We start from the raw sequence: 20928 nt of genomic DNA, 5'->3' as shown, positions 1-20928 counted from the left end.
ATTGCTTAAATCATAGGCGTTTGTGGGTTTTAAGTCTGGTTAAGGGTTACAACCGGTTCCGTTGATCAGAATACGCGTTCCCTGCACTTCGTACCGGGCATTGATCGACTGGCAAATCAGTTCCAGTTTGGTGTAGAGGGGTTGTCTGGTAATGTTCCCCGTAAACCGGCATTCGGTCAGCACCTCGTTCCCGATTTCCATCTCAATCCCGTATTGGCTTTCGAGCTGTTTCAGCACTTCTGGCAAAGGGCTGTCGTCAAACACGAAAGTCGCCGGTTCGGGCCGGACGGGATTCCGGATTGGTTCGGGTTGGTCGATTAAACCTCGGGTCACGCGGTTTTCGTCAATAAAAAAGGTTACTTTCTGATTCGGCGTCAGCACAACGCCGGTCTTATCCGTCACTTCAACTTCTTCCGGTTTTACCATCGATTGCCGGTCTTTCTTGAAAACCGCTACTTTGCCAGTATGTACCGCCACTTCCACCGTTGGGGCATTGGTGTTGGCGGTGATCCAGAAACTGGTTCCCAGAACCCGGGTCACAATATTGCTGCTGTAGACCAGAAACGGGCGGCTGGCATCTTTCTGCACCCGAAAAAAAGCCTTGCCGTTAAGCCAGATTTCCCGTTTTTGGGGAAGTGGTTGAGTGGCATACCGAATCGTACTTTGTGGTTGCAGGTGAACGATACTGCCGTCGTTGAGTGTAATGAGCTGAGCCTGACTGGTGGTGTTTGTTCGCTCTTCAAATCCGGTTTCCGATCCGGTTTTTCCAAGAACCCTTTCCAAAGGATTCGACGGATTTTGGTAGAAGAACAGGGTTCCAAAGCCGATCAGGACCGCCACAGCGGCAGCTGTAAACCACTGTCGGAACACGGGCCGACGGAGCGGTTTTTCAGCCGGTTGCGCAGTGGTTTCGGTTTCTTCGGTAGTTTGTAAATCAATTTTCTGCCAAAGCCTTTTTTTGAGCCTCTGCCGCTCTTCGTCGCTCAATGCGAATGCACTGTCGGCACCCAATTGGTCATACCAACGATCAATGAGCCGGATTTCGGCGTCAGTGCATTGGCCTTGATTGTACTTGGTCAGTAGACGGACGAATTCTTCTTTTTGCATGAGCCGATAAACCGTTCCTTCAGTGTGGAAGTCGAAGAAGTCCCCCGATTGCCCTAAATGGTTTTATAAAAGATAAGATTATTCATATAAATTGGTCGGTTTTTGAAGAATATTATTCGTTTTGTTCAATCATAAAATTGTCAATCCGGTTATCTGTATCGATTCAGTGGCACTATTTTGTAAAATAATTGTAATTTGGTGTTTATTTAGTCGACAACGGGTGAATCATGTCGGAAGACGTACGGCTTTCTGCACTGAAGGATTGGGAGGATGAACGGGTACTGCGGGCCTTGTCCGACGGGAACCGGCTGGCGCTGGCGGAACTCTACGAACGGTATTGGTATCCGCTGTACCGGGTTGCTTTTCAGAAGACCAAATCGCAGGAAATTGCCGAGGAGTTAGTGCAGGATTTGTTCGTTCAACTTTGGCAAAAGCGGGCATCGCTGTCCGTTCGCCGAACCGATCAGTACTTGTTCGGAGCCTTAAAATATTCAGTGATCGATTACATCAGGGGCCAGATCGTTCACGAAAAATTTCAGGAATACCAGCAGATTTTTACCTCCCAGGCCGATTTCTCGACCGAAGACCAACTGGCCTACAGCGATCTGGTCGGTACCATTGAAACCGAACTCCGGAAACTGCCCCCCAAAACGCAGGAAGTTTTCCGCCTGAGCCGTTTCGAAGGCCAGACCATTCCGGAAATTTCGCAGAAACTCGACCTCACCGACAAAACCGTCGAATACCACCTGTCAAAAGCCCTCAAATTACTGCGTGCGCAACTGCGGGATTATAGTTTTTTGTGGTTGATGCTGCTGCTGGCGGAGCGGTAAACCTTATCTGGTTGATTATTTTTGAGTATATTTGAAAAAAGGCTGGAACATTATGACACTGTTGTTGGACATACCAGAACAGAAAATTCGTCAGGCCGAAGCGGTTGCCCGGGCAGAAGGTAAGACACTTCAGCAAATTCTGGAGGAGTATGTAGATGAGCTAGCTCAACAAAAACCTGTGTCTGCTTGGCAGCATCTTTCGGAAATACTGCCGGACATTCCTGATCTAACAGAAAATGAAATTGACGCTGAAATAAAGAAAGCACGGATTGAACGCAGAAACCGGACCAGAGCGTGATGCGAATCATTCTGGATACGAATATTTACGTTAGTGCTCTCATTAGTAAAAATTTTCGGCAACGCTTAAGCCGGATTTTTGATGACTTATCTATCCATATTCTTACGGATTCGCTTCTGATGGCAGAAATCGAAGAAGTCATCACTCGACCTAAAATCAGTAAGTATCTGACTCCAACGGATCGGGATTCTTTTGTTACTTATTTGAAAAACCGATGCGAACTAGTGGATGTCACCTCACTGGTTTCGATAAGCCCCGATCCGGATGATGACTTTTTACTGGCCTTGTCGAAAGATGGGCAGGCTAATTATTTAATAACCGGGAACAAAAGGGATCTGCTTGATTTGAAGCAATTTGAAGATACCCGGATTGTTACGTTAACCGAATTGTTATCGCTACTAGGCTAACTATTTCTCAATACGTCTTCGTCATATCCGCCGGGATGTGCAGAATAAAATGGGCCAGATTCTGATTGGCTTTATCCGGTTTTTCCACGTCCGGCACTTCAACCGAGGCAATGGTCACAATCTTCAAATCCGGCTGTTTCTGGCGCAGATACCAGCTGATTCCTTCGAAATTATTGGAGTGATACGAACCGTTGTAATGCAGAAAGGTCGTGCCAGGTTTGCGGTTCTGGAGGATAAAATGCGCCATCGTGGCATCTTTGATGGCCTGGGCGCGGGCAAAGTTCGCACCCTGTTCCGGATCGGGTTTCGAACCGCTGCCGTGCATCATGTCCAGCATGGCTTTGTAACCGGGCAGCGTCAGATCGACCGTGATGGGCAGGGGCGCAATCCAGGCTTTCTGAGCCGCCGGAACCGTGTCGAGCGACGCAAATCCCTGCCGCGAAACCGCACTCGCATACCGCCGGGGCACGTTGGTGGCTATCATGGAAAGTTTGTGCTCCCGCGCGAAATCGACCAGCGGACGGTAATCGGTTTTGTAGTTGTTCCAGAGCCGGGCCTGTTTCGGAAATTCCTTGTCCGTGGTTTTTCCGGAAACGTAATCCGATAAAGCCGTCTGGTTGTCGGCTTCAAACATCTCGGCGCCTAGAATCAACTGCTCTTTTTTCGCTTCATACAAATCCTTCGTCAATTGCAGCTCCAGCCAGTGGCAAATCGGATTGTTGTGCAGTTCGCCAAAAAAGACGACATCGGCCTCGGCGGCTTCTTTCAGAACTTTCTGATACTGAACGGTTTTTAATTTCTGGGAATAAAACCGGTAAGCCGGTTTATCACTGGTGAACGCAAAGCATCCGAGTACTAGCAAAAGCAGGTATTTCATGGAATATTGGTTATTTAGACGCAATATAAACAAGGGTTTTGAGGATGCGGCAATGAAAAAGGGTTATTTCGCGGAGTTGAGCGGAGTTTAAAAAGAGTTCAGCAGAGTTTTTTCCCCGCTTACCTTCTCTAACTCCGCTCAACTCCGCGAAATAACCCCTTACGAAACCGTTAAATTCTTACAACTCCCGAATCCAGATATTCCGGTAGCCCACCGGATTGCCGTGATCCTGCAGCAGCAGCGGGCCTTTGCCGTGGGCCTGAACTTTCGGATAACCGATGTATTCCGTCGTTCCTTTGATGTTGAAGTTATTCAGAACCAGTACGCCGTTCAGCAAAACCGTCACTTTGCCCATCTCGGCCATCATTCCGTCCTTATTGAATTTCGGTGCGTAATAGATGATGTCGTAGGTCTGCCATTCGCCCGGTTTCCGGCTTGGATTGACCAGCGGAATCGCCTGTTTGTAGATTGAACCCACCATTCCGTTCGAATACGTTGGGTTGTTGTAGCCGTCGAGCACCTGCAACTCGTAGCGGCCCTGGAGGAAAATACCGCTGTTCCCGCGACCCTGCCCGTTGCCCTCTACTTTGTCCGGCGTCCGGAACTCGATGTGAAGCTGAAAATCCTGAAATTCCTGCTTGGTGCGCAGCGACGCTCCTTTGGCCGAAAACATGGCGCCGTCGCGAACCGGCCAGGGGTTCGATCCTTCCGTTACACCACCCCAGGCGTCCGGGCTGTAGCCTTTCACCGATACCCACTTGCTGCCGTCTTTACCGTCAAACAGAACGATGGCGTCGGACGGGGCTGTGGTGCCGGATGCCGTACCGGGCGACAACTCGCCCGGTGTAACCACCCGCGGAACGGGCTCCCAGATTTCGGATGATTCCGGATTTTGCTTTGGCTTATCCTGGGCAATCGCCAGTTGAGCCAGACCTAAAACGAGGGCAAGGGCTAAAGTACTTTTTTTCATTTGTCAGAATAGGATTGGGTAAACAATGATTTGCACGAAAAACCGTCTTCAAATATAGGCGAAATGTCAACGCCATGGTCGCACTACCTGGGCAGACTTCGTTTTTTTAATCCATTCCGGAACATAGCGATTGCTTTTTGCGCGCCGTGTTGTCTTGGAATTATAAAATCGGGTGTAGAAATAGTACAGTTGAACGGGAGAACTGCAATCAATTTCATAAAAATTTTTAAAAAAGAGGTAACTTCCCGACTTCAACTAAAATCCAATGAAGTCAACCTCTATGAACACGACGTTCGCCCGTTTGGTGTTTGGTGTCGGGTGGGTCTTTAGCGCCGGACTGGCCAGTGCCCAGCCCAAAACGGACCAGCCCGCGGCTCTGCCACTAAACGATTTAAGTGCTTTCCAAAAACCGGGTAACAACTGGCGTATAGTCGGTGACGTTTCCGGTGATCTGAACCAGAAAGACGTCCTGAAAAGTACACCCGGAACCGGAATTCTGGCCAATTTGCCCGCGAAAGACGGGAACATCGATCTGGTTTCGAACTTTCAGCACGGTGACGTCGATCTCGATCTGGACTTTTTGATTGCAAAAGGATCAAATTCCGGGGTCTATCTACAGGGTCGCTACGAAATTCAATTGCTCGATAGCTGGGGAACCAAAAATCCCAAAGCGGGCGATAATGGGGGGATTTACGAACGTTGGGACGACAGCCGCCCTGATGGCCAGAAAGGCTACGACGGCCATCCGCCCCGCCAGAATGCCAGCCGGGCACCCGGTTTGTGGCAGCACCTGAAGATTTCATTTCAGGCACCACGTTTCGATGCCAGCGGCAAGAAAATCGAAAATGCCCGGATGTTGCTCGTTGAACTGAACGGCGTAGCGATTCACGAAAACGTCGAACTGGCGGGACCCACCCGGGGTGCGTTGGGCAAAGACGAAGTGGCCAGTGGCCCGCTCCGGATTCAGGGCGATCACGGGCCGGTTGCTATCCGGAACATCATCATTAAAAACTACGACAAACCGCGCCCGGAACTGATGAACCTGAAGTACGCGGTTTATAAAGGCCGATTTGACAAAGAACCGGATTTCAGCAAACTGCCGCCGGAAGCCGAAGGTTCGTCGGTGATTCTGACGGCCAACGTAACCCGCATTCCGAACGACTTTCTGATCCGCTATACAGGTACACTTCGCGTGAAAGAAGCCGGTGATTATGCCTTTAATCTCGGTGCTGCGGGCGGTGGCGGCATGATGAAAATCAACAACAAAACCGTCATTACCCCGGGAGACCGTCGTCAGCGCGGAAGCATCACTCTGGCTGCGGGCGATGTGCCGTTTGAACTGTTGTACGCCAAAATGGAAGACTGGGCCAAACCGTCGATCGGTCTGGCCGTAACCGGTCCCGGTATTCGCGAATACATCATTAGCGACGCCAGCGGAGCCATGAACGGTGATCCGACCGACCCGATTCTGGTCGATGCATCGACGAATACCATTCTGCGGAGTTTTATGGATATGCCCGGTTACAAAAATGCGCAGGGCCGGACCTTACGGGTTGTTCATGCGGTTTCGGTGGGTAGCCCCGAGCAGGTGCATTACACCTATGACATGGACAACGGTGCGCTGGTGCAGGTTTGGCGGGGACAATTTTTAGATACGACACCCATGTGGCACGAACGGGGCGATGGTTCGTCGCGTCCGATGGGTATGGTGCAACGACTGGGTACCCCGGTTTTAGGACTTGCCAAATTGTCGGCTCCAACGGCGGCCTGGGCAACTGATACGACCGGCAGCGGTTTTCGTCCGCGCGGGTATGTGCTCGACGAAAGTGATCGTCCGACGTTCAAATACCAGACCTACGGAGCCACGGTTACGGATGCGACCCGCGTGCTGGAAAATGGTCAGGGCGTTCGGCGTGAAATTAACGTTCAAAACCCGGCGAGCGACTTGTTCGTCCGATTGGCGGAAGGCAGTACGATTGCGGCTTTGGAAAACGGCACGTACATCGTGGATGGAAAGGCCTATTATGTACGCATCGACGACGCGGGCGGTGCAACCCCTGCCGTGCGGAAAGTAGGTGACCGGCAGGAACTGATCGTTCCGGTGAAGGGAAAATTGGTTTACTCGATCTTGTTTTAACGATTATGAAACGAATAAATAGATCCATTCTTCGCCGGGCGGTGGTCGGTACCTTGTTGTCAGCCGCTGCATTTTCGGTGGGTTGGGCGCAGGAGTCGCCCAAGGAAGAAGATTTTTACAAAATCCTGAAGGTGTCCGCACCCGAAGGTACCTTGCTGGAAGTGGGCGGTTTGACCGTCCTGCCGAACGGCGATCTGGGCGTGGCAACCCGCCGGGGAGATATTTTTATCGTCGAAAACCCGACAAGCCGTCGTCCGTTTTTTCGCAAATTTGCGTCGGGGTTACACGAAGTGCTGGGGCTGGCCTACAAAGACGGTGCGCTGTATTGCGCCCAGCGTGGCGAGTTGACCAAACTGGTGGATTCGAACAAGGACGGAAAAGCCGATATCATCGAAACCGTAACCAATATTCCGGTTTCGGGACACTACCACGAGTATACGTTTGGGCCTAAAATTGCGCCCGATGGTTCCTATTTTATTTCGGGTAACGTAGCCTTTGGCGACGAAAAATGGTGGGCGGGCGAAAGTCGCGTCCCCTGGCGGGGCTGGATCATGCACATCACGAAAGACGGTCAGATCGAGCCCTGGGCAACGGGCGTTCGCTCGCCAGCCGGGTTGGGGATGATCAACGGCGAATTGTTTTATGCCGATAACCAGGGCGACTGGATTGGTTCCGGGGGCGTTTGGCACGTCAAAAAAGGCGCTTTCATGGGGCACCCGGCCGGTTTACGCTGGAGTGCCGATCCGAAATCACCGGTTAAACTGACGCAGGAGCAGTTGTACGCCAAAATCAACCCGCGCGATAACCGCGACGAACGGGGCCGGGCCATCAAACCGGAGAACGTGATCGACGAAAAATACTACACCTTGTTCGAAATGAAAAAGGAGTTTCCGGAAATCCAATTGCCGGTGGTTTGGTTGCCGCACGGTGTTCAGGGCATTTCCAACTCGGAAATTGTTCAGATTCCGGAAGGTTCATTCGGGCCATTTGCCGGGCAACTGCTGGTGGGCGATCAGGGACAAAGCAAAATTACCCGGGTTTTCATGGAGAAAGTGAAAGGCGAATACCAGGGTGCTTCGATCGATTTCCGCAGCGGTTTTCGCTCGGGCGTTTTGCGGATGGCGTGGGCCAAAGACGGCTCGCTGTTTGTCGGCGAAACCAACCGGGGCTGGGGGTCGGCGGGGGATGCCGACGAAGGGCTGCAACGCCTGACCTGGAACAACCAAATGCCGTTTGAAATGCGGGCGGTTCGCGCCATGCCGGACGGTTTTGAGGTGGAATTTACGACGCCTGTCGACCGGAAATCAGCCGAAGATTTGGCTTCGTATTCGGTCGAAAGTTTTATTTACAAATACCACCCGGTTTATGGCAGCCCGACAGTCAACAAGGAAGCGGGTGTTATAAAAGGCGTGAAAGTATCGGCCGACGGGTTGAAAGCCCGCGTGATTGTCGATAACCTGCGTCAGTTCTACATTCACAACCTGACACTCGACGGCGTTCGGGCGGCCCAGGGTTCGTATTCGCTGGTCCATCCAACGGCTTATTACACGCTGAACAACATTCCGGAAGGGCAGAAACTGGCGATGAATGAGGTCAGTACGTTTAACTCATCGGCGTCGAAAACCGCTCCGGCGAAGAAAGGTGTTTCGGCTAAACCGGGTGTAAAAACCGGTGCAAAAACAACGGCAACGGGTACAAAAACCGGGGTGCTGATTGCCAAAGCGCCGACGTTCGAGGAGGTAAAACCGTTGCTAAACCGGCATACCTGTTCGGCTTGTCACAATGCTGAAAAGCGGCAGGTCGGCCCGGCTTTTGTCGATGTTGCGAAAAAAGGTTATTCGAACGAGAAAATTCTGGAACTGATCTACAATCCAAAACCGCAAAACTGGCCGGATTATTCGACCGAAATGCCGCCGATGCCGCAGGTTCCCAAAGCCGACGCGCTGAAAATTGCCGCCTGGATCAATTCCCTGGCCGGTGGAAACACAGGAGCCGCTAAAAATGCGGATCAGCCGTAAGGAGTTAAGAATTAAAAGTTAAGAGTTAAGCATAAGGAGAGACTGGATCTTTCTTTAGGCTTGACTCTTTTTTTGTAACCTGCTGGGAGAGTTTAGATTACAAAAATTCTCCGTTTGTGAAAGCTTGCCTGCAACGTTTTCCTTTCATGCGTGTCTTTGGTGTACTTAAATTCCCCGGTGCACATCCTGACAAATACACGTTCGACCAACAACAAATGCAATGAAGTTTTTACTACTTACCCTGATCGCATTCGCGTTCGGCACCGGTTTTTTATGGGCTCAGCACGCGAGCGTTTCCGGTTTTCTGCTCGATTCAACCGCCAACAAACCGGTTGAGTTTGCCACGGTTGCGCTGCTAAAAGAAGGCAAAATCATTGAGGGTGTAACGGCCGATTCCAAAGGCCGGTTTTTATTTGCGAAGGTCGCTGTCGGAACGTATTCTCTGCAGATTTCATTTGTGGGCTATACCACAAAAACAGTCGAAAATATCCGTGTTTTGGATGGACAGGAGGTGGAAACAGGGACCATCAGACTCGCCCAGACGGTTCAGAAATTAGCTGAAGTAACCATTACGGAACAAAAGACGCTCTTTGAAGAAAAGTCGGACCGGATGGTATATAACGCGGAAAAAGACATCAGCGTCAAAGGCGGTGATGCGACCGATGTGCTGAAAAAAATCCCGTCCATTGCCGTTGATATTGAAGGAAATGTCCAGCTTCGTGGCAGTTCCAACATCAAGGTACTGATCAATAACAAACCGTCCAGCGTGGTGGCCCGCAGTATTTCGGACGCCTTAAAACAAATTCCGGCCGACATCATCAAACAGGTCGAGATCATCACCTCACCGTCGGCAAAATACGATGCGGAAGGAACCGCCGGTATCATCAATATCATCACGAAGAAAAACACGTTGCGGGGTACGAGTGGTTCGATCAGTCCCAATTTCAGCCGCTGGAACAACTGGCAGAATGCGAGTATTAACCACCGCATGAAAAACTTGGGTATTTCGGCCAATGGCGGGTATAGTGACTGGAAAAATAAACGCTATATTGAACTAAACCGGTCGTTTCTTACTGAAAATACGGTTACCAACCAGAATCAGCCGCAGTGGGTCAACGGGAACGGAAAAAATTTCTACGGAACCCTGAATGTCGATTGGGATATTGACTCACTGAACCGGCTGGGTGCCGGATTAAATTACTACGACGGGATCAACACCAACGGGTTTGATATTACTTTTGAAGAAAGCAGTCGGGGCGTTGTTAATCAGTATTTCCGTCGAGACATGAGTCGCACCTACGACTGGTCGGGCGCTACGCTTAATCTGGATTACACTCGCTTATTTAAGAAGCCCAAAAAAGAAATTAACTTCCTGATGATGTACTCGTTTGAGGGTGAAGACAGTGATTACATCTCTAATTTATTGAACCGGAGCGAAACCATTTATTACCGCGAAAAAAGTTATAACATCAGCAATAACAAAGAAGGTACCATTCAGCTCGATTTTACCAATCCGCTGGACAGCATCAGTACGCTCGAAATCGGTTCCAAAACCATTTTTCGGCAAATTCTGAGCGATTACCGAATCGCCAGTGCCACTGATGGGTCAACGCTTTTTACCGATATACCAGCCCAGGCGAACGTTTTTGACTATAACCAGCAGGTTGCGTCGGCGTATGTGGTTTACAGCCGAACGCCAAAAAACCGCTGGGGAATTAACGTGGGCGCCCGCTACGAACACACTTTTATTCAGGCCAATTTTCTGAACGGAACCGCTTCCATTTCAAATACGTACGGAAACTTTATTCCGAATCTGAGCCTGTCGCGCCGGTTAAAGAAAGAGCAGCAAATCCGGTTGAGTTATTCCCAACGCATTCAGCGGCCCCAGTTTTTTTACCTGAATCCCTACGTCAATCAGGCAGATTCTAAAAATCTCTACGGCGGCAATCCCTATTTGAAACCCGAATTAACCCATTCCGTCGAAGCGAATTACAGCATTTCAATCAAACAAACGAGCCTGAATGCGTCGTTCTTCTTGCGCCAGACCAACAACGCTATTGAGAGCATCAGTACGGTTGATAAGGAAGGCGTGTTGAAACAGATTTTTCAGAATGTAGCCCAGAATTCCGCTTACGGAGTTAACCTCAGTGCGAATACAAAACTTACGAAACAATGGTCGGTGAATGGCTCGCTCAATTTGTTTTATAATGTGCTGGAAAGTGCCGAGTTAAAAACCCGTAACGAAGACTGGATGTACCGGCTCAATCTCAATTCGAGCGTTGATTTTGGCAAAGGATTTAAAGCCCAGCTCTTCGGGTTTTATAATTCGGCGCGGGTCAATCTGCAGGGCAAAAGCGGCAGTTTTGCTTTCTACAATATCGTGGTGCAAAAAGAAATTCTGAAGAAAAAAGGCACCATCGGTTTCGGGTACGACAATCCGTTTAACGAGGTCATTCGCTGGCGGAACGATTTCGTCGGTCCCAACTTTGTGCAGACCCAGGATGTGGCGATGTACCGCCGGGGCTGGCGACTTAACCTGAAATACGAATTTGGCAGGATGAGCAGCAGCCAGCAGCGCCAGAAGAAACGGATCAGCAATGACGACAAAAAAGCCGGCGAAGGTTCGAATTAAGAATAAACTAAAAACCGCCCGGTCAATTTGGCCGGGCGGTTTTTAGTTTAAAAGCTGGTTTCATTCAGTTGGCACTACCAGCGGGCTTCACCGGAATGGCGATGGTCGCGTTGTCCCAGGCAATCGTTACGTCAGATTCCGTTGGGGTAATGGTTAGTTTCTCTACCGGCGTTGCATTGGTTTTAGCCGGAACCGTGAACTGAGCCACGTCTTTTTTCTTCAATTCAACGCCTTTCACCGGATCGATGTAGTCATAAGCGCCCCATTGACCCAATTTGCTGTTCAAAATAACCGTCCATTCTTTTTCATTCGGAATGGTAAAGAGCGTATACGTACCGGCTTTCACGGGTTTGCCACCAAATGTGACATCTTTGGCAAACGTAATTTCGGTCGCTTCATCCGCGCCGGTCCGCCAAACCGTACCGTATTTTTCCAAACCGGTTGGGCCAAAGATGACGCGTCCCCGTTTCGAAGGTTGCCCGTAAACGACTTTTACGCTTTTACCGGGGCTCTCAACTTTTAAGTGTGGACTTTTGGCCTGCGCAAAAACAAGGGTAGAGGTTGCCGTAACCAGCAGGGCAATCAATACTAACAATCCCTTTTTCATAGGTAATAGAAAGTTTTTAGTGAATGATTCGTCACAAAGAAAACAAAACTTAGAGCAAAAAGATACAGAACAGGTTTAATCGGACGATAAAATAAGTTGAATGGTTAATCGAAATAGTTCAATTGCTTACAAAAAATCTACCAAAAAAACCGGCCGTGACGAATCTCTTTTGTCTTTCCTCAAGTTTACCTTTCCGGTTGCCGCCGAACCGCTTACCTTTGTGTTTCTTCTGAGAATTCTTTATGCCGCTGATTACCTCTTCGGATTATCGCCCGCCCGCTCATTTGTGGAACGGGCACTTGCAAACCATCATCCCGGCTTTGTTCCGAAAAGTCAGCGTAGCCTACACCCGTGAGCGCATTGAAACCCCCGACGACGATTTTCTGGATCTGGACTGGAGCTTTTCGTCAGTTAAGAGTGAAAAAAACGAAACGGAACGCGCCAGCCAACGCTTAACTATTTTATCGCACGGATTGGAGGGCGATTCCCGGCGGCAGTATCTGGCGGGAATGGTGCGGCATCTGAACGCGGGCGGTTTTGATTGTTTAGCCTGGCATTACCGCAGTTGCAGTGGCGAAATGAATCGCCAGGTGCGGTTTTATCACCTCGGTGAAACCGGTGATCTGCAACTGGTTATCAATCATGCGGTGGCAAGAGGGTATCGGCACATCAATCTGGTGGGATTTAGTGCGGGCGGAAACGTGACGTTAAAATACCTCGGTGAGCGGGGAAAAACGATTCATCCGGCCATTGAAAAAGCGGTCGTATTTTCCGTACCCTTGCACCTGACATCAGCCTCGCGTCGGCTGGAAGCCTGGGACAGTCAGGTGTATAACAAACGGTTTAACCGGACGCTGAAACGCAAAGTTTTTGAAAAAGCCGCCATCATGCCGGGGGCAATTCCGACGGAGGGATTGCAAAAAGTGCGAACTTTGCGGGAGTTTGACAATCTGTTTACATCCCAATTGCACGGTTTTCGCGACGCCGAAGATTATTACGAGCAGAGCAGCGCCTTGCAGTATCTGGATAAAATTGCGATTCCGACATTAATTGTTAATGCCAAAAATGACCCTTTTTTGTCGCGCGAATGTTTCCCGGAAGAATTGGCGCGTCAACTGCCCAACGTTTGGATGGAGTTTCCGACGCAGGGCGGTCATTGCGGTTTTCGACCAGCCGGTTCGAATCAAACGGTTTACTGGTCGGAAGAACGGGCCTTGCGGTTTTTGAAAGAACATTTGGACTGATCAAGAAAATGGAACAAGCCGTTATTCAGCAGTTTTTTTCGAATCAGCCTGTGCTACGAGCTTATCTGTTTGGTTCGGAAGCAAGGGGGGAAGCTCGCCCGGATAGTGATATCGATATTCTGGTTGAACTGGATGAACGCGTGGACATTTTCCAATTTGCGTCCATGAAAATTCAATTAGAAAGTTTGTTAAATCAGGAAGTTGATTTGGTTTCGACGGGCGGGTTGTCACCCTACGTACAGCCTTTTATTGACCAGGATAAGTTGCTGATTTATGAAAGGAAAAGTTAGCGAAAAGGCCCGGCTTTTGCATATGCTGGACGCTATTCAGCTGATTCAGGAATTCACAAACGGCCGGCGTATGAGCAATACATGGAAGACATAAAGCTTAGACTGGCGCTGGTTAAATTGCTGGAAATCATTGGCGAAGCCGCTAATTATGTTACAAAAGACACACAGGATAAATTTAACGAAGTAAAGTGGAATACGTTATATGTCGTGAGAAACATACTGGTTCATGAATACTTCGGAATAAATTATGATATCATTTGGCAGGCCATTATCGATAAAATTCCGGAATTGAAAGTTAAAGTAGAAAGTGTTTTACAGCAAATGTCAATTGACAGAGAGTAATCCTCCATTATGTTAACCAAAACGCTCGAACAGACGTATTTCGTCATTGATTTCGATAGCACCTTCACCAAAGTTGAGGCTTTGGATGTATTGGGTGAAATCTCATTGGCTGGTCACCGCGACCGGGAAGCCATTCTCGAAAAAATCAAGATCATTACCGACCGGGGCATGTCGGGTGAGATTTCATTGTCCAAGTCAATTGAACTCCGGTTGGAGTTACTGCACGCGCACCGCGACCACCTGCCGGCTTTGATTGAAACGCTGAAAACCGAAATTTCGGATTCGTTTCAGCGCAACCGCCAGTTTCTGACCGAAAACGCCGACCAGATTTACATCGTATCGAGCGGTTTTAAGGAGTTTATCGTTCCAATTGTTACTTCGCTGGGAATCAAGGAAGAAAATGTCTTTGCGAATACGTTTGTGTATGATGCCGACGGAAACATTGTCAGTTGCGACTGCGAAAATCCCCTGGCGACCGATAAAGGCAAGGTAAAACTGATCCGTGATCTGAAGCTGGAGGGTGATATTTACGTGATTGGCGACGGCTACACCGACTACGAAATCCGGGAATCCGGACTGGCAAACCGGTTTTACGCCTTTACCGAGAACGTACTGAGGCCGAAGGTCATTGAAAAAGCCGACCATATTGCGCCTTCCCTCGACGAATTTTTGTACCATAACAAGTTAAGCCGCAGTCAATCCTACCCCAAAAGCCGCATCAAGGTGCTGCTGCTGGAAAACGTTCATCCGGTTGCGGTGAAACTGTTTGAAAGCGAGGGGTTTAACGTCGAAATCCTGAAGGGAGCCCTCGACGAAGACGAGCTGATCGAGAAAATCCGGGACGTTTCCATTCTCGGTATTCGCTCAAAAACGCAGGTAACCAGCCGCGTACTCGAACACGCCAATAAACTGATGTGCATCGGGGCGTTCTGCATCGGAACCAACCAGATCGACCTGAAAACCTGTACCGAAAAAGGCATTGCGGTTTTCAATGCACCCTACAGCAACACCCGTTCGGTGGTGGAACTGGCCATCGGCGAGATCATCATGCTGGTGCGGAACATCGTCCCGAAGAGCAATAAAATGCACGAAGGCGTCTGGGATAAATCGGCCAAAAACAGCTTCGAGGTTCGCGGGAAAAAACTGGGGTTGGTGGGCTACGGTAACATCGGCACGCAACTTTCCGTGGTGGCCGAAGCGCTGGGCATGGAGGTGTATTTTTACGACATCGTGGACAAACTGGCACTCGGAAACGCCCGGAAATGCAAAACGCTGGACGAACTGCTTGCCATTGCTGACTTCATCAGTCTGCACACCGACGGGCGGGCCAGCAACAAGAACCTGATCGGCGCGCGGGAATTTGCACTGATGAAAGAAGGCGTTATTTTCCTGAACCTCTCGCGCGGTCACATCGTCGATATACCTTCGCTGGTGGAGGCCATTAAAAGTGGCCACGTAGCGGGTGCGGGGGTTGACGTATTTCCGTATGAACCGAAAACCAATAACGAGGAGTTTCTCAACGAGTTACGCGGTTTGCCCAACGTCATTCTGAGTCCGCACATCGGCGGCAGCACGGAAGAAGCGCAGGAAAACATCGGCAATTTTGTGCCCGGTAAGCTGTTGGAATACATCAACAACGGCAGCACCTACGGCAGCGTCAATTTCCCGGAGGTGCAATTGCCGCTCCTGAAAGATTCGCACCGATTGCTCCACATTCACGCGAATGTTCCGGGTATTCTGGCGAAAATCAACGCGATTTTTGCCAATTACCACATCAACATTCAGGGACAATACCTGAAAACAACCGAGCAGGTTGGTTACGTGATTACAGATATTGCCAAGGATTACTCGGACGAAGTGGTGAATGAGCTACGGAATATCGACAACACGATCAAATTCCGGTTGTTATATTAAGAGGAAAGAAAAAATGAGCGAGGAGATAAAAGGAAAACAAATGGATTGGCCCCCTTCGAAAGCCCTTCTGGTTGCTTTTATTCCTCTTGCGATTTTACTGGCTGCCGTACCTAAGATGTTTACCATCTACGAACGAAAGCAGATTCGGAAAAACAGTGCGATTACTATTGGTACAGTGGTCCGGTATGAATATGTCAGCACCAAATACCGGCAGTTTTACCGGGCTTGCGTTCAGTATTCGGTGGATGGAAAACCGTTTTCGGGCACGAGTAGGCTCAATCGCCGGTTAACGAAGCCCCAACTGAACGCGGTGCTGAATGAGAAGCTGCCGGTTATTTACGAGAAGGGCAATCCGGGCAATGGCGTCGTGCTTGCCAACGAGGAGCGGTTTGGAAATTTCGGGCTTATGTTTCCGGATAGTCTGCGCTGGACAGGACAATACTTTTATTGATCAACTATGAAACAAACCTACTTCACCGCCGGACCCGCGGAGTTATATCCGACCGTTTACCAACACCTGCAAACGGCGATGGATGAGCAGATTGGCTCGATTTCGCACCGGAGCGCCCGGTTTCGGAGTCTGTACCAGTTTTGCGACGAGCAACTGCGCGAGCTGTTGACAATTCCCGCATCCCACGGGATTTTCTTTACCGGCTCGGCTTCCGAAGTATGGGAGCGGATTCTGCTCAACTGCGTCGAACACGAAAGTTTCCATTTGGTGAACGGGTCGTTTTCGAAAAAATTCTGCGAATACGCGACTTCGCTTCAGAAATACGCCCACAAGCAGGAAAAACCGTTCGGCGAAGGGTTTGATTACGGCGAAATTGAGGTGCCGGAATATGCGGAATTGATTGCCGTGACGCACAACGAAACCAGCTCGGGCGTGCAGATCCGGCCGACGGATATTCATAAACTGAAACGCAGTAACGCCAAAAAGCTGATTGCGGTCGATATGGTTTCGTCAGCTCCGTTCCCGGATCTGGATTTCTCGCTGATCGACACGGCCTTTTTCTCCGTTCAGAAAGCGTTTGGCCTACCCGCCGGTCTGGGCGTTTGGATCGCCAATGAGAAGTGTCTCGAAAAGGCCGAAACCCTGAAGCATGGCGACCTGCACATTGGCGCGCACAACAACCTGCCGACTTTGTGGAAGAACTACAAAACCTACGAAACGCCCGCGACACCCAACGTGCTATTCATTTACCTGTTGGGGAAAATTGCGGAAGATTTCAACCGGATTGGCGTGGAAACCATTCGCCGGGAGACAGAAGAAAAGGCTAAAATGATTTATAAATTCGCTGAAAGTCACCCCGGGTTTTCACCATTCGTGAAAGAAGACCGCCATCGTTCGCGCACGGTGGTCGTGGCCAATACCCAGAAACCGTCTTCGGAAGTCATCAGCAAGGTGAAGGAATCCGGCATGGTGGTGGGGAGCGGCTACGGGCAATTCAAAGACACCCAGATTCGGATTGCGAACTTCCCCGCAACGAGTGCGGAGCAGGTTGCGCAGGTGATCGACGCGCTGGGAAAGGTTTAGTTTTTAGCGAATTCGTCGGAAAGAGCACCGGTTTTTACAGGGAAAAATCGCAAAACTGCGATGTGCCTTTGTAAAAACCGGTGCTTTTCCGTTGAAATAAACTTTATTCCTGCTGTCTGGTTTTAAGACTATATCTCAACGTACTCACATGAAAAGGCATATTCATCGGTTAATCAACGTATTGGCCATTTGTCTGCTAACAACCGTAGTTGTACAAGCTCAGGAAACGGATACCCTTCGGCGGGATGTTCCCCCAACTTCAGTACCCGATACCACGCAGCGAAAAGTAACAGCAACTTCCGACGATCAAAAATCCTACATCGACCGACCCGGCTCGCCCTGGTTCCAGCGCGGAGCAGCTCTGATTGGGGTTTCGCTGGGTTTTGCAACCGGAAAAGGGCAGGGCCTGTATACCGCTTTCAATCCCCGGGCGGCCATTTTTATCCAGCGGAGTCTGGCTCTCGGATTGCGGGGTGCGTTCGAAAGCCGGGCATCCACCAGTTACCGGGCCAATTCGGCGGGGGCCTTTGTCCGGTATTACCCGGTTCGAAATTCGTTTTACGTCTTTGGTGAAGGTGGTTTTAACATCGGGAAATTCCGTTCCAGCGACGTGGGGCCCAACGACCGACGCGGTTTTAGCAGCCTGAATATTGGGTTGGGGCTTGGCGTCAGGGCCACCGACCGCTTAGGAATCGAGTTGATGATCGAAAACAATTATTACGATAAAGCCCCGGCCTATGCAGGCAACAACCGGGGTCCTCAGATCAAACTCGGTGCGAACTTCCACATCAGCTCCCGCCGTTGATGTCCTCAGGTGTATCCATTTTGCCGACAGTTTAACCAACCGTCGGCAAAACAGCATACGGAAATGCTACAAACGAGATTTGAGACTATTCAGCATCAGTTGGGTAATCGTCCGATACAGATTTCGCCAGGCGATTTCCGTCTCGGGCGTCCACTGTTCTTGTAGCCTTTCGGCTAACGTCTTCATCAAGGCATCACCAACGGTATCGTAATCCACCGCAAGTACCCCATATTGGAAATGACGATGGGCCAGTGCCTTCAACTCCTTTTCGAGTCGATCGAACGGTTGCAGATTGTCGACTATGAACGTCATCATATCCATGAATTTGCGGATTTGCGGGCTTAAATTGGTACCAAACAAGAACCGCAGGGAAGGATCGTCCCAGAAAAGCGTTTGGTAAAAAAGGCCACCCGTTTCTTCCTTTTGAGGGAGGATGTGGTTCCAGGAGTGTTTAATCAATGAAATCTGACGTTCGTCCATTTCAATCCAATAAAAATAAAGTCTTCCGGTTTCCTTGAATTTCTACGAGAGAAACCAACGCATGAACCCATTTCTACCAGACGCGTGTCTGGTCCACTTCCGGCTTATACATTTTCTCGCCCGGTTTCACATTGAATGCCTGATAAAACGGCACAAAGTTGGTCAACGGGCCATTGACACGGTATTTGGCCGGCGAATGCGGGTCAATCTGGACGTAAGCCCGTTGCGTTTCGTCCCGGATTTTGATGCGCCAAACCTGCGCAAAGCCCAGGAAAAACCGCTGATTTGGCGTAAATCCGTCAATTTTAGTGTCAGATTTGCTCTGGTCAGTGAGTCTGAACGCGTCGAACGCAATGGCCAGACCGCCCAGATCGGCCAGGTTTTCGCCCAACGTCAGCCGTCCGTTTAGTTTCAGGTTATCCAGCACCGTGTAGCTGTTGTATTGATTGACCACCTGATCGGCTTTGGTGGTGAATTTGTCGGCATCCGATTTCTGCCACCAGTCGCGTAAATTGCCCTGCACATCGTACTGGCGGCCCTGATCATCGAAAAGGTGCGTCATTTCGTGTCCGATCACCATGCCGATGGAACCGTAATTGATGGCGTCGTCGGCGTCTTTGTCAAAGAACGGAAATTGCAGAATTCCGGCCGGAAACACGATTTCGTTGAACGACGGATTGGCGTACGCGTTGACTTCGGGCGGAGTCATCTGCCACTCACTGCGGTCGACGGTTTTGTTGATTTTGGCGAAATTCTCCTTCGTAGCGTGTTTGCGGGCACTCTGGACGTTTCCAAAATAATCATCGCGTTTGATGTCAACTTCCGAATAATCCTTCCATTTATCCGGATAACCGATTTTGTTCGTAACGCCGTCCAGCTTTTGCAAGGCAATCTTTTTCGTTTCCGGCGACATCCAGTCCAGCTTTTCAATGCGGTTACGGTACGCTTTCTGGAGATTGGTTACCAGCGTCAGCATCCGCTCTTTAGCTTCGGGAGTGAAGTACTTTTTTACCCACAATTGCCCCAGTAATTCGCCCAGATAGGTATCCGTATTTTGGGCAATCCGCTTCCAGCGCTCAGACTGAACGGGTTGGCCGTACAAGGTTTTGTTGTAGAAATCAAACCGGGCCTGCGCAAACGGTTTGCTCAGCAACGACGCGTTGAAGTCGATGTATCCAAATGCTGCTTTGTCTTTAATAACATCAATCGAAGTCGTTGGCAAAACCGCACTCAATGCCTGATAATATTCCGGCTGCCCCACCAAAACCGTATCTGTCTTCGCCGTCAGCGTTTCCAGAAATGATTTCCAGTCGATGTTGGGCGTCAGTTTAGTCAGTTCAGGTACCGACAGTTTGTGGTAGTTCTTGATCGGATCGCGCAGTTCGGCCGGGGCTTTGTGCGATTTGGCCAGCGTGGTTTCAAACGCCAGAATACCTTCGGCTTTTTTCCGAGCCGTCGTCGAATCCACGCCGGTCAACGTAAAAAGTTGGGTAATGTATTTCAGAAAAGCTGTTCGAACTTTCACCGTTTCGGCATCCGTCTTGAAATAATAGTCTTTTTCGGGCAAACTTAAACCGCTCTGAATAAAACTTAGCCGGTTGATGGTGCTCTGCCGGTCGTCGGGGCCGACGCCCATTCCGAACAAAACACCCCCCCGGTTAATTTCGTCGTCGGCCATGTAATGCAGGGCTTCTTTGTAATCTTTCAACCCGGCAATTTTCGCCAGTTCGGCTTTCAGGGGATCATAACCGCGTTTTTCGATGGTCACTGTATCCATTCCACTGGCGTAGAAATCGCCCACCTTTTGTTCGGTACTTCCTTTAGCGGCTCCGCTGGTGGCAGCTGCTTCCAGAATGGACTTGGTTTTTTTGTGATTCTCTTCGCTCAGTTCGTAGAAGGAGCCCCATCCGGTTTGGTCATCCGGGATTTTCGTGTTCTTGACCCAATTTCCGTTCGCGTAGGAAAAGAAATCATTGCCGGGAACGATGGTGGTATCCATGCCCGATTTATCAAAAAAAACCGTGCGGGTGGTTTCGTCTTTTTCGGTTTTACAGGCGGTGAATGATAGCATGCCGCCAACCGCCAGCAGGATCGAATGGGTGAATTTCATAGAAGGTTTGGTTCGTTGACTCTTACGGAAAAAAGTAAAAGTAGGATTTTTTGGAATTCGATCGATTACCGTAAAACGGGGGATATTGACCGTTGGTACAATTTCGGGAATTAAAAACCACCAAACGCTTTAACTCGACCGAATTAAGTTGATTTCTTAGTCGGTTATTTCTACTTTTAAGCCGGTTATAAAACAACTGCCTCTGTACATTTTGCTTCTTTCCGGCTCCTCGCCTGAACTGGTTTAACGATTGATGTTTCAGGACTGTCATCACTGAAAAAGGTGGTGCGGTTTTTTGTTGTCCTTATTTTCAATCGTTTATCAGT

General features: G+C 49.7%; 19 protein-coding genes. 13 read left to right on the top strand and 6 right to left on the bottom strand.

Annotated elements, in window-relative coordinates; genetic code table 11:
- Window positions 1-39: 39 nt before the first annotated feature.
- Window positions 40-1107 carry a FecR family protein gene (locus EHT25_RS22835; protein WP_124877478.1) on the bottom strand — a complete coding sequence of 356 codons (1068 nt, stop codon included), beginning with the start codon at window positions 1105-1107 and terminating at the stop codon, window positions 40-42.
- 227 nt (window positions 1108-1334) lie between these two features.
- Between EHT25_RS22835 and EHT25_RS22830 the strand changes: the two genes are divergently transcribed.
- From EHT25_RS22830 to EHT25_RS22820, 3 genes are read left to right on the top strand one after another with little or no spacing between them, the layout of a single operon-like run.
- Window positions 1335-1937, top strand: a complete 603-nt coding sequence (locus tag EHT25_RS22830) for an RNA polymerase sigma-70 factor (RefSeq protein ID WP_124877477.1) — start codon at window positions 1335-1337, stop codon at window positions 1935-1937.
- Window positions 1938-1968: 31 nt separating this feature from the next.
- The gene (locus EHT25_RS22825) at window positions 1969-2235 is read left to right on the top strand and encodes a hypothetical protein (RefSeq protein ID WP_124877476.1); all 267 of its coding nucleotides are present in this window, start codon (window positions 1969-1971) and stop codon (window positions 2233-2235) included.
- Window positions 2235-2642, top strand: coding sequence for a putative toxin-antitoxin system toxin component, PIN family (locus EHT25_RS22820; RefSeq protein ID WP_124877475.1), 408 nt, complete (start codon window positions 2235-2237; stop codon window positions 2640-2642). The genes EHT25_RS22825 and EHT25_RS22820 overlap by 1 nt, the downstream gene beginning before the upstream one ends.
- Window positions 2643-2649: 7 nt before the next feature.
- Here the strand turns inward: EHT25_RS22820 and EHT25_RS22815 are convergent, their stop codons facing one another.
- Both EHT25_RS22815 and EHT25_RS22810 read right to left on the bottom strand, forming a co-directional pair.
- Window positions 2650-3519, bottom strand: coding sequence for a ChaN family lipoprotein (locus EHT25_RS22815; protein ID WP_124877474.1), 870 nt, complete (start codon window positions 3517-3519; stop codon window positions 2650-2652).
- 178 nt (window positions 3520-3697) lie between these two features.
- Window positions 3698-4489: a 3-keto-disaccharide hydrolase gene (locus tag EHT25_RS22810; RefSeq protein ID WP_124877473.1), complete on the bottom strand. Its 792-nt coding sequence runs from the start codon at window positions 4487-4489 to the stop codon at window positions 3698-3700.
- A 265-nt stretch (window positions 4490-4754) separates the two neighbouring features.
- Here EHT25_RS22810 and EHT25_RS22805 point away from each other — a divergent pair, with 265 nt between their 5' ends.
- From EHT25_RS22805 to EHT25_RS22795, 3 genes are all read left to right on the top strand, one after another.
- Window positions 4755-6626, top strand: coding sequence for a 3-keto-disaccharide hydrolase (locus tag EHT25_RS22805; protein ID WP_124877472.1), 1872 nt, complete (start codon window positions 4755-4757; stop codon window positions 6624-6626).
- A gap of 5 nt (window positions 6627-6631) precedes the next feature.
- Complete coding sequence (locus tag EHT25_RS22800; RefSeq protein WP_124877471.1) at window positions 6632-8644, top strand: hypothetical protein; 2013 nt, start codon at window positions 6632-6634, stop codon at window positions 8642-8644.
- A 220-nt stretch (window positions 8645-8864) separates the two neighbouring features.
- Entirely contained in the window at window positions 8865-11276 is a 2412-nt protein-coding gene (locus EHT25_RS22795; RefSeq protein ID WP_124877470.1) for a TonB-dependent receptor domain-containing protein, read from the top strand.
- Between the two features lie 64 nt (window positions 11277-11340).
- On the opposite strand, the gene EHT25_RS22790 is transcribed toward EHT25_RS22795, so the two are convergent.
- The gene (locus EHT25_RS22790; protein WP_124877469.1) at window positions 11341-11883 is read right to left on the bottom strand and encodes a DUF2911 domain-containing protein; all 543 of its coding nucleotides are present in this window, start codon (window positions 11881-11883) and stop codon (window positions 11341-11343) included.
- 242 nt (window positions 11884-12125) lie between these two features.
- On the opposite strand from EHT25_RS22790, the gene EHT25_RS22785 reads away from it, so the two are divergent.
- The 7 genes from EHT25_RS22785 (at window position 12126) to EHT25_RS22755 (ending at window position 18012) form a co-directional block, all read left to right on the top strand.
- Window positions 12126-13127: a YheT family hydrolase gene (locus tag EHT25_RS22785; RefSeq protein ID WP_124877468.1), complete on the top strand. Its 1002-nt coding sequence runs from the start codon at window positions 12126-12128 to the stop codon at window positions 13125-13127.
- A gap of 8 nt (window positions 13128-13135) precedes the next feature.
- Complete coding sequence (locus EHT25_RS22780; protein ID WP_124877467.1) at window positions 13136-13417, top strand: nucleotidyltransferase family protein; 282 nt, start codon at window positions 13136-13138, stop codon at window positions 13415-13417.
- Window positions 13418-13468: 51 nt separating this feature from the next.
- Window positions 13469-13759 carry a HepT-like ribonuclease domain-containing protein gene (locus tag EHT25_RS22775; protein WP_374756170.1) on the top strand — a complete coding sequence of 97 codons (291 nt, stop codon included), beginning with the start codon at window positions 13469-13471 and terminating at the stop codon, window positions 13757-13759.
- A gap of 9 nt (window positions 13760-13768) precedes the next feature.
- A complete protein-coding gene (gene serA / locus EHT25_RS22770; RefSeq protein ID WP_124877465.1) occupies window positions 13769-15673 on the top strand; it encodes a phosphoglycerate dehydrogenase in 1905 nt (634 codons plus the stop codon).
- A 115-nt stretch (window positions 15674-15788) separates the two neighbouring features.
- The gene (locus tag EHT25_RS22765; RefSeq protein WP_124877464.1) at window positions 15789-16124 is read left to right on the top strand and encodes a hypothetical protein; all 336 of its coding nucleotides are present in this window, start codon (window positions 15789-15791) and stop codon (window positions 16122-16124) included.
- A 6-nt stretch (window positions 16125-16130) separates the two neighbouring features.
- Window positions 16131-17207 (top strand): aminotransferase class V-fold PLP-dependent enzyme, encoded by a 1077-nt coding sequence (locus EHT25_RS22760; RefSeq protein WP_124877463.1) that lies wholly within the window; start codon window positions 16131-16133, stop codon window positions 17205-17207.
- 148 nt (window positions 17208-17355) lie between these two features.
- Window positions 17356-18012: a putative outer membrane beta-barrel protein gene (locus EHT25_RS22755; RefSeq protein ID WP_124877462.1), complete on the top strand. Its 657-nt coding sequence runs from the start codon at window positions 17356-17358 to the stop codon at window positions 18010-18012.
- Between the two features lie 66 nt (window positions 18013-18078).
- Here the strand turns inward: EHT25_RS22755 and EHT25_RS22750 are convergent, their stop codons facing one another.
- Together EHT25_RS22750 and EHT25_RS22745 are read right to left on the bottom strand one after the other, a co-directional pair.
- Complete coding sequence (locus tag EHT25_RS22750) at window positions 18079-18492, bottom strand: globin domain-containing protein (protein ID WP_124877461.1); 414 nt, start codon at window positions 18490-18492, stop codon at window positions 18079-18081.
- A gap of 73 nt (window positions 18493-18565) precedes the next feature.
- Entirely contained in the window at window positions 18566-20602 is a 2037-nt protein-coding gene (locus EHT25_RS22745) for a M13 family metallopeptidase (protein ID WP_124877460.1), read from the bottom strand.
- Window positions 20603-20928: the final 326 nt, after the last annotated feature.

This window comes from Larkinella rosea, assembly GCF_003858635.1.
In the GTDB taxonomy this organism is placed as follows: domain Bacteria; phylum Bacteroidota; class Bacteroidia; order Cytophagales; family Spirosomataceae; genus Larkinella; species Larkinella rosea.
Note: the sequence above shows the minus strand (reverse complement) of the source record. Positions and strands in the feature narration are given on the sequence as shown.

What these genes read in the sequence shown, in the direction of transcription:
- EHT25_RS22835 (WP_124877478.1), bottom strand. Translation starts at nt 1,107, where the DNA reads ATGCAAAAAGAAGAATTCGTCCGTCTACTGACCAAGTACAATCAAGGC.
- EHT25_RS22830 (WP_124877477.1), top strand. Translation starts at nt 1,335, where the DNA reads ATGTCGGAAGACGTACGGCTTTCTGCACTGAAGGATTGGGAGGATGAA.
- EHT25_RS22820 (WP_124877475.1), top strand. Translation starts at nt 2,235, where the DNA reads ATGCGAATCATTCTGGATACGAATATTTACGTTAGTGCTCTCATTAGT.
- EHT25_RS22815 (WP_124877474.1), bottom strand. Translation starts at nt 3,519, where the DNA reads ATGAAATACCTGCTTTTGCTAGTACTCGGATGCTTTGCGTTCACCAGT.
- EHT25_RS22810 (WP_124877473.1), bottom strand. Translation starts at nt 4,489, where the DNA reads ATGAAAAAAAGTACTTTAGCCCTTGCCCTCGTTTTAGGTCTGGCTCAA.
- EHT25_RS22805 (WP_124877472.1), top strand. Translation starts at nt 4,755, where the DNA reads ATGAAGTCAACCTCTATGAACACGACGTTCGCCCGTTTGGTGTTTGGT.
- EHT25_RS22800 (WP_124877471.1), top strand. Translation starts at nt 6,632, where the DNA reads ATGAAACGAATAAATAGATCCATTCTTCGCCGGGCGGTGGTCGGTACC.
- EHT25_RS22795 (WP_124877470.1), top strand. Translation starts at nt 8,865, where the DNA reads ATGAAGTTTTTACTACTTACCCTGATCGCATTCGCGTTCGGCACCGGT.
- EHT25_RS22790 (WP_124877469.1), bottom strand. Translation starts at nt 11,883, where the DNA reads ATGAAAAAGGGATTGTTAGTATTGATTGCCCTGCTGGTTACGGCAACC.
- EHT25_RS22785 (WP_124877468.1), top strand. Translation starts at nt 12,126, where the DNA reads ATGCCGCTGATTACCTCTTCGGATTATCGCCCGCCCGCTCATTTGTGG.
- EHT25_RS22780 (WP_124877467.1), top strand. Translation starts at nt 13,136, where the DNA reads ATGGAACAAGCCGTTATTCAGCAGTTTTTTTCGAATCAGCCTGTGCTA.
- serA (WP_124877465.1), top strand. Translation starts at nt 13,769, where the DNA reads ATGTTAACCAAAACGCTCGAACAGACGTATTTCGTCATTGATTTCGAT.
- EHT25_RS22765 (WP_124877464.1), top strand. Translation starts at nt 15,789, where the DNA reads ATGTTTACCATCTACGAACGAAAGCAGATTCGGAAAAACAGTGCGATT.
- EHT25_RS22760 (WP_124877463.1), top strand. Translation starts at nt 16,131, where the DNA reads ATGAAACAAACCTACTTCACCGCCGGACCCGCGGAGTTATATCCGACC.
- EHT25_RS22755 (WP_124877462.1), top strand. Translation starts at nt 17,356, where the DNA reads ATGAAAAGGCATATTCATCGGTTAATCAACGTATTGGCCATTTGTCTG.
- EHT25_RS22750 (WP_124877461.1), bottom strand. Translation starts at nt 18,492, where the DNA reads ATGGACGAACGTCAGATTTCATTGATTAAACACTCCTGGAACCACATC.
- EHT25_RS22745 (WP_124877460.1), bottom strand. Translation starts at nt 20,602, where the DNA reads ATGAAATTCACCCATTCGATCCTGCTGGCGGTTGGCGGCATGCTATCA.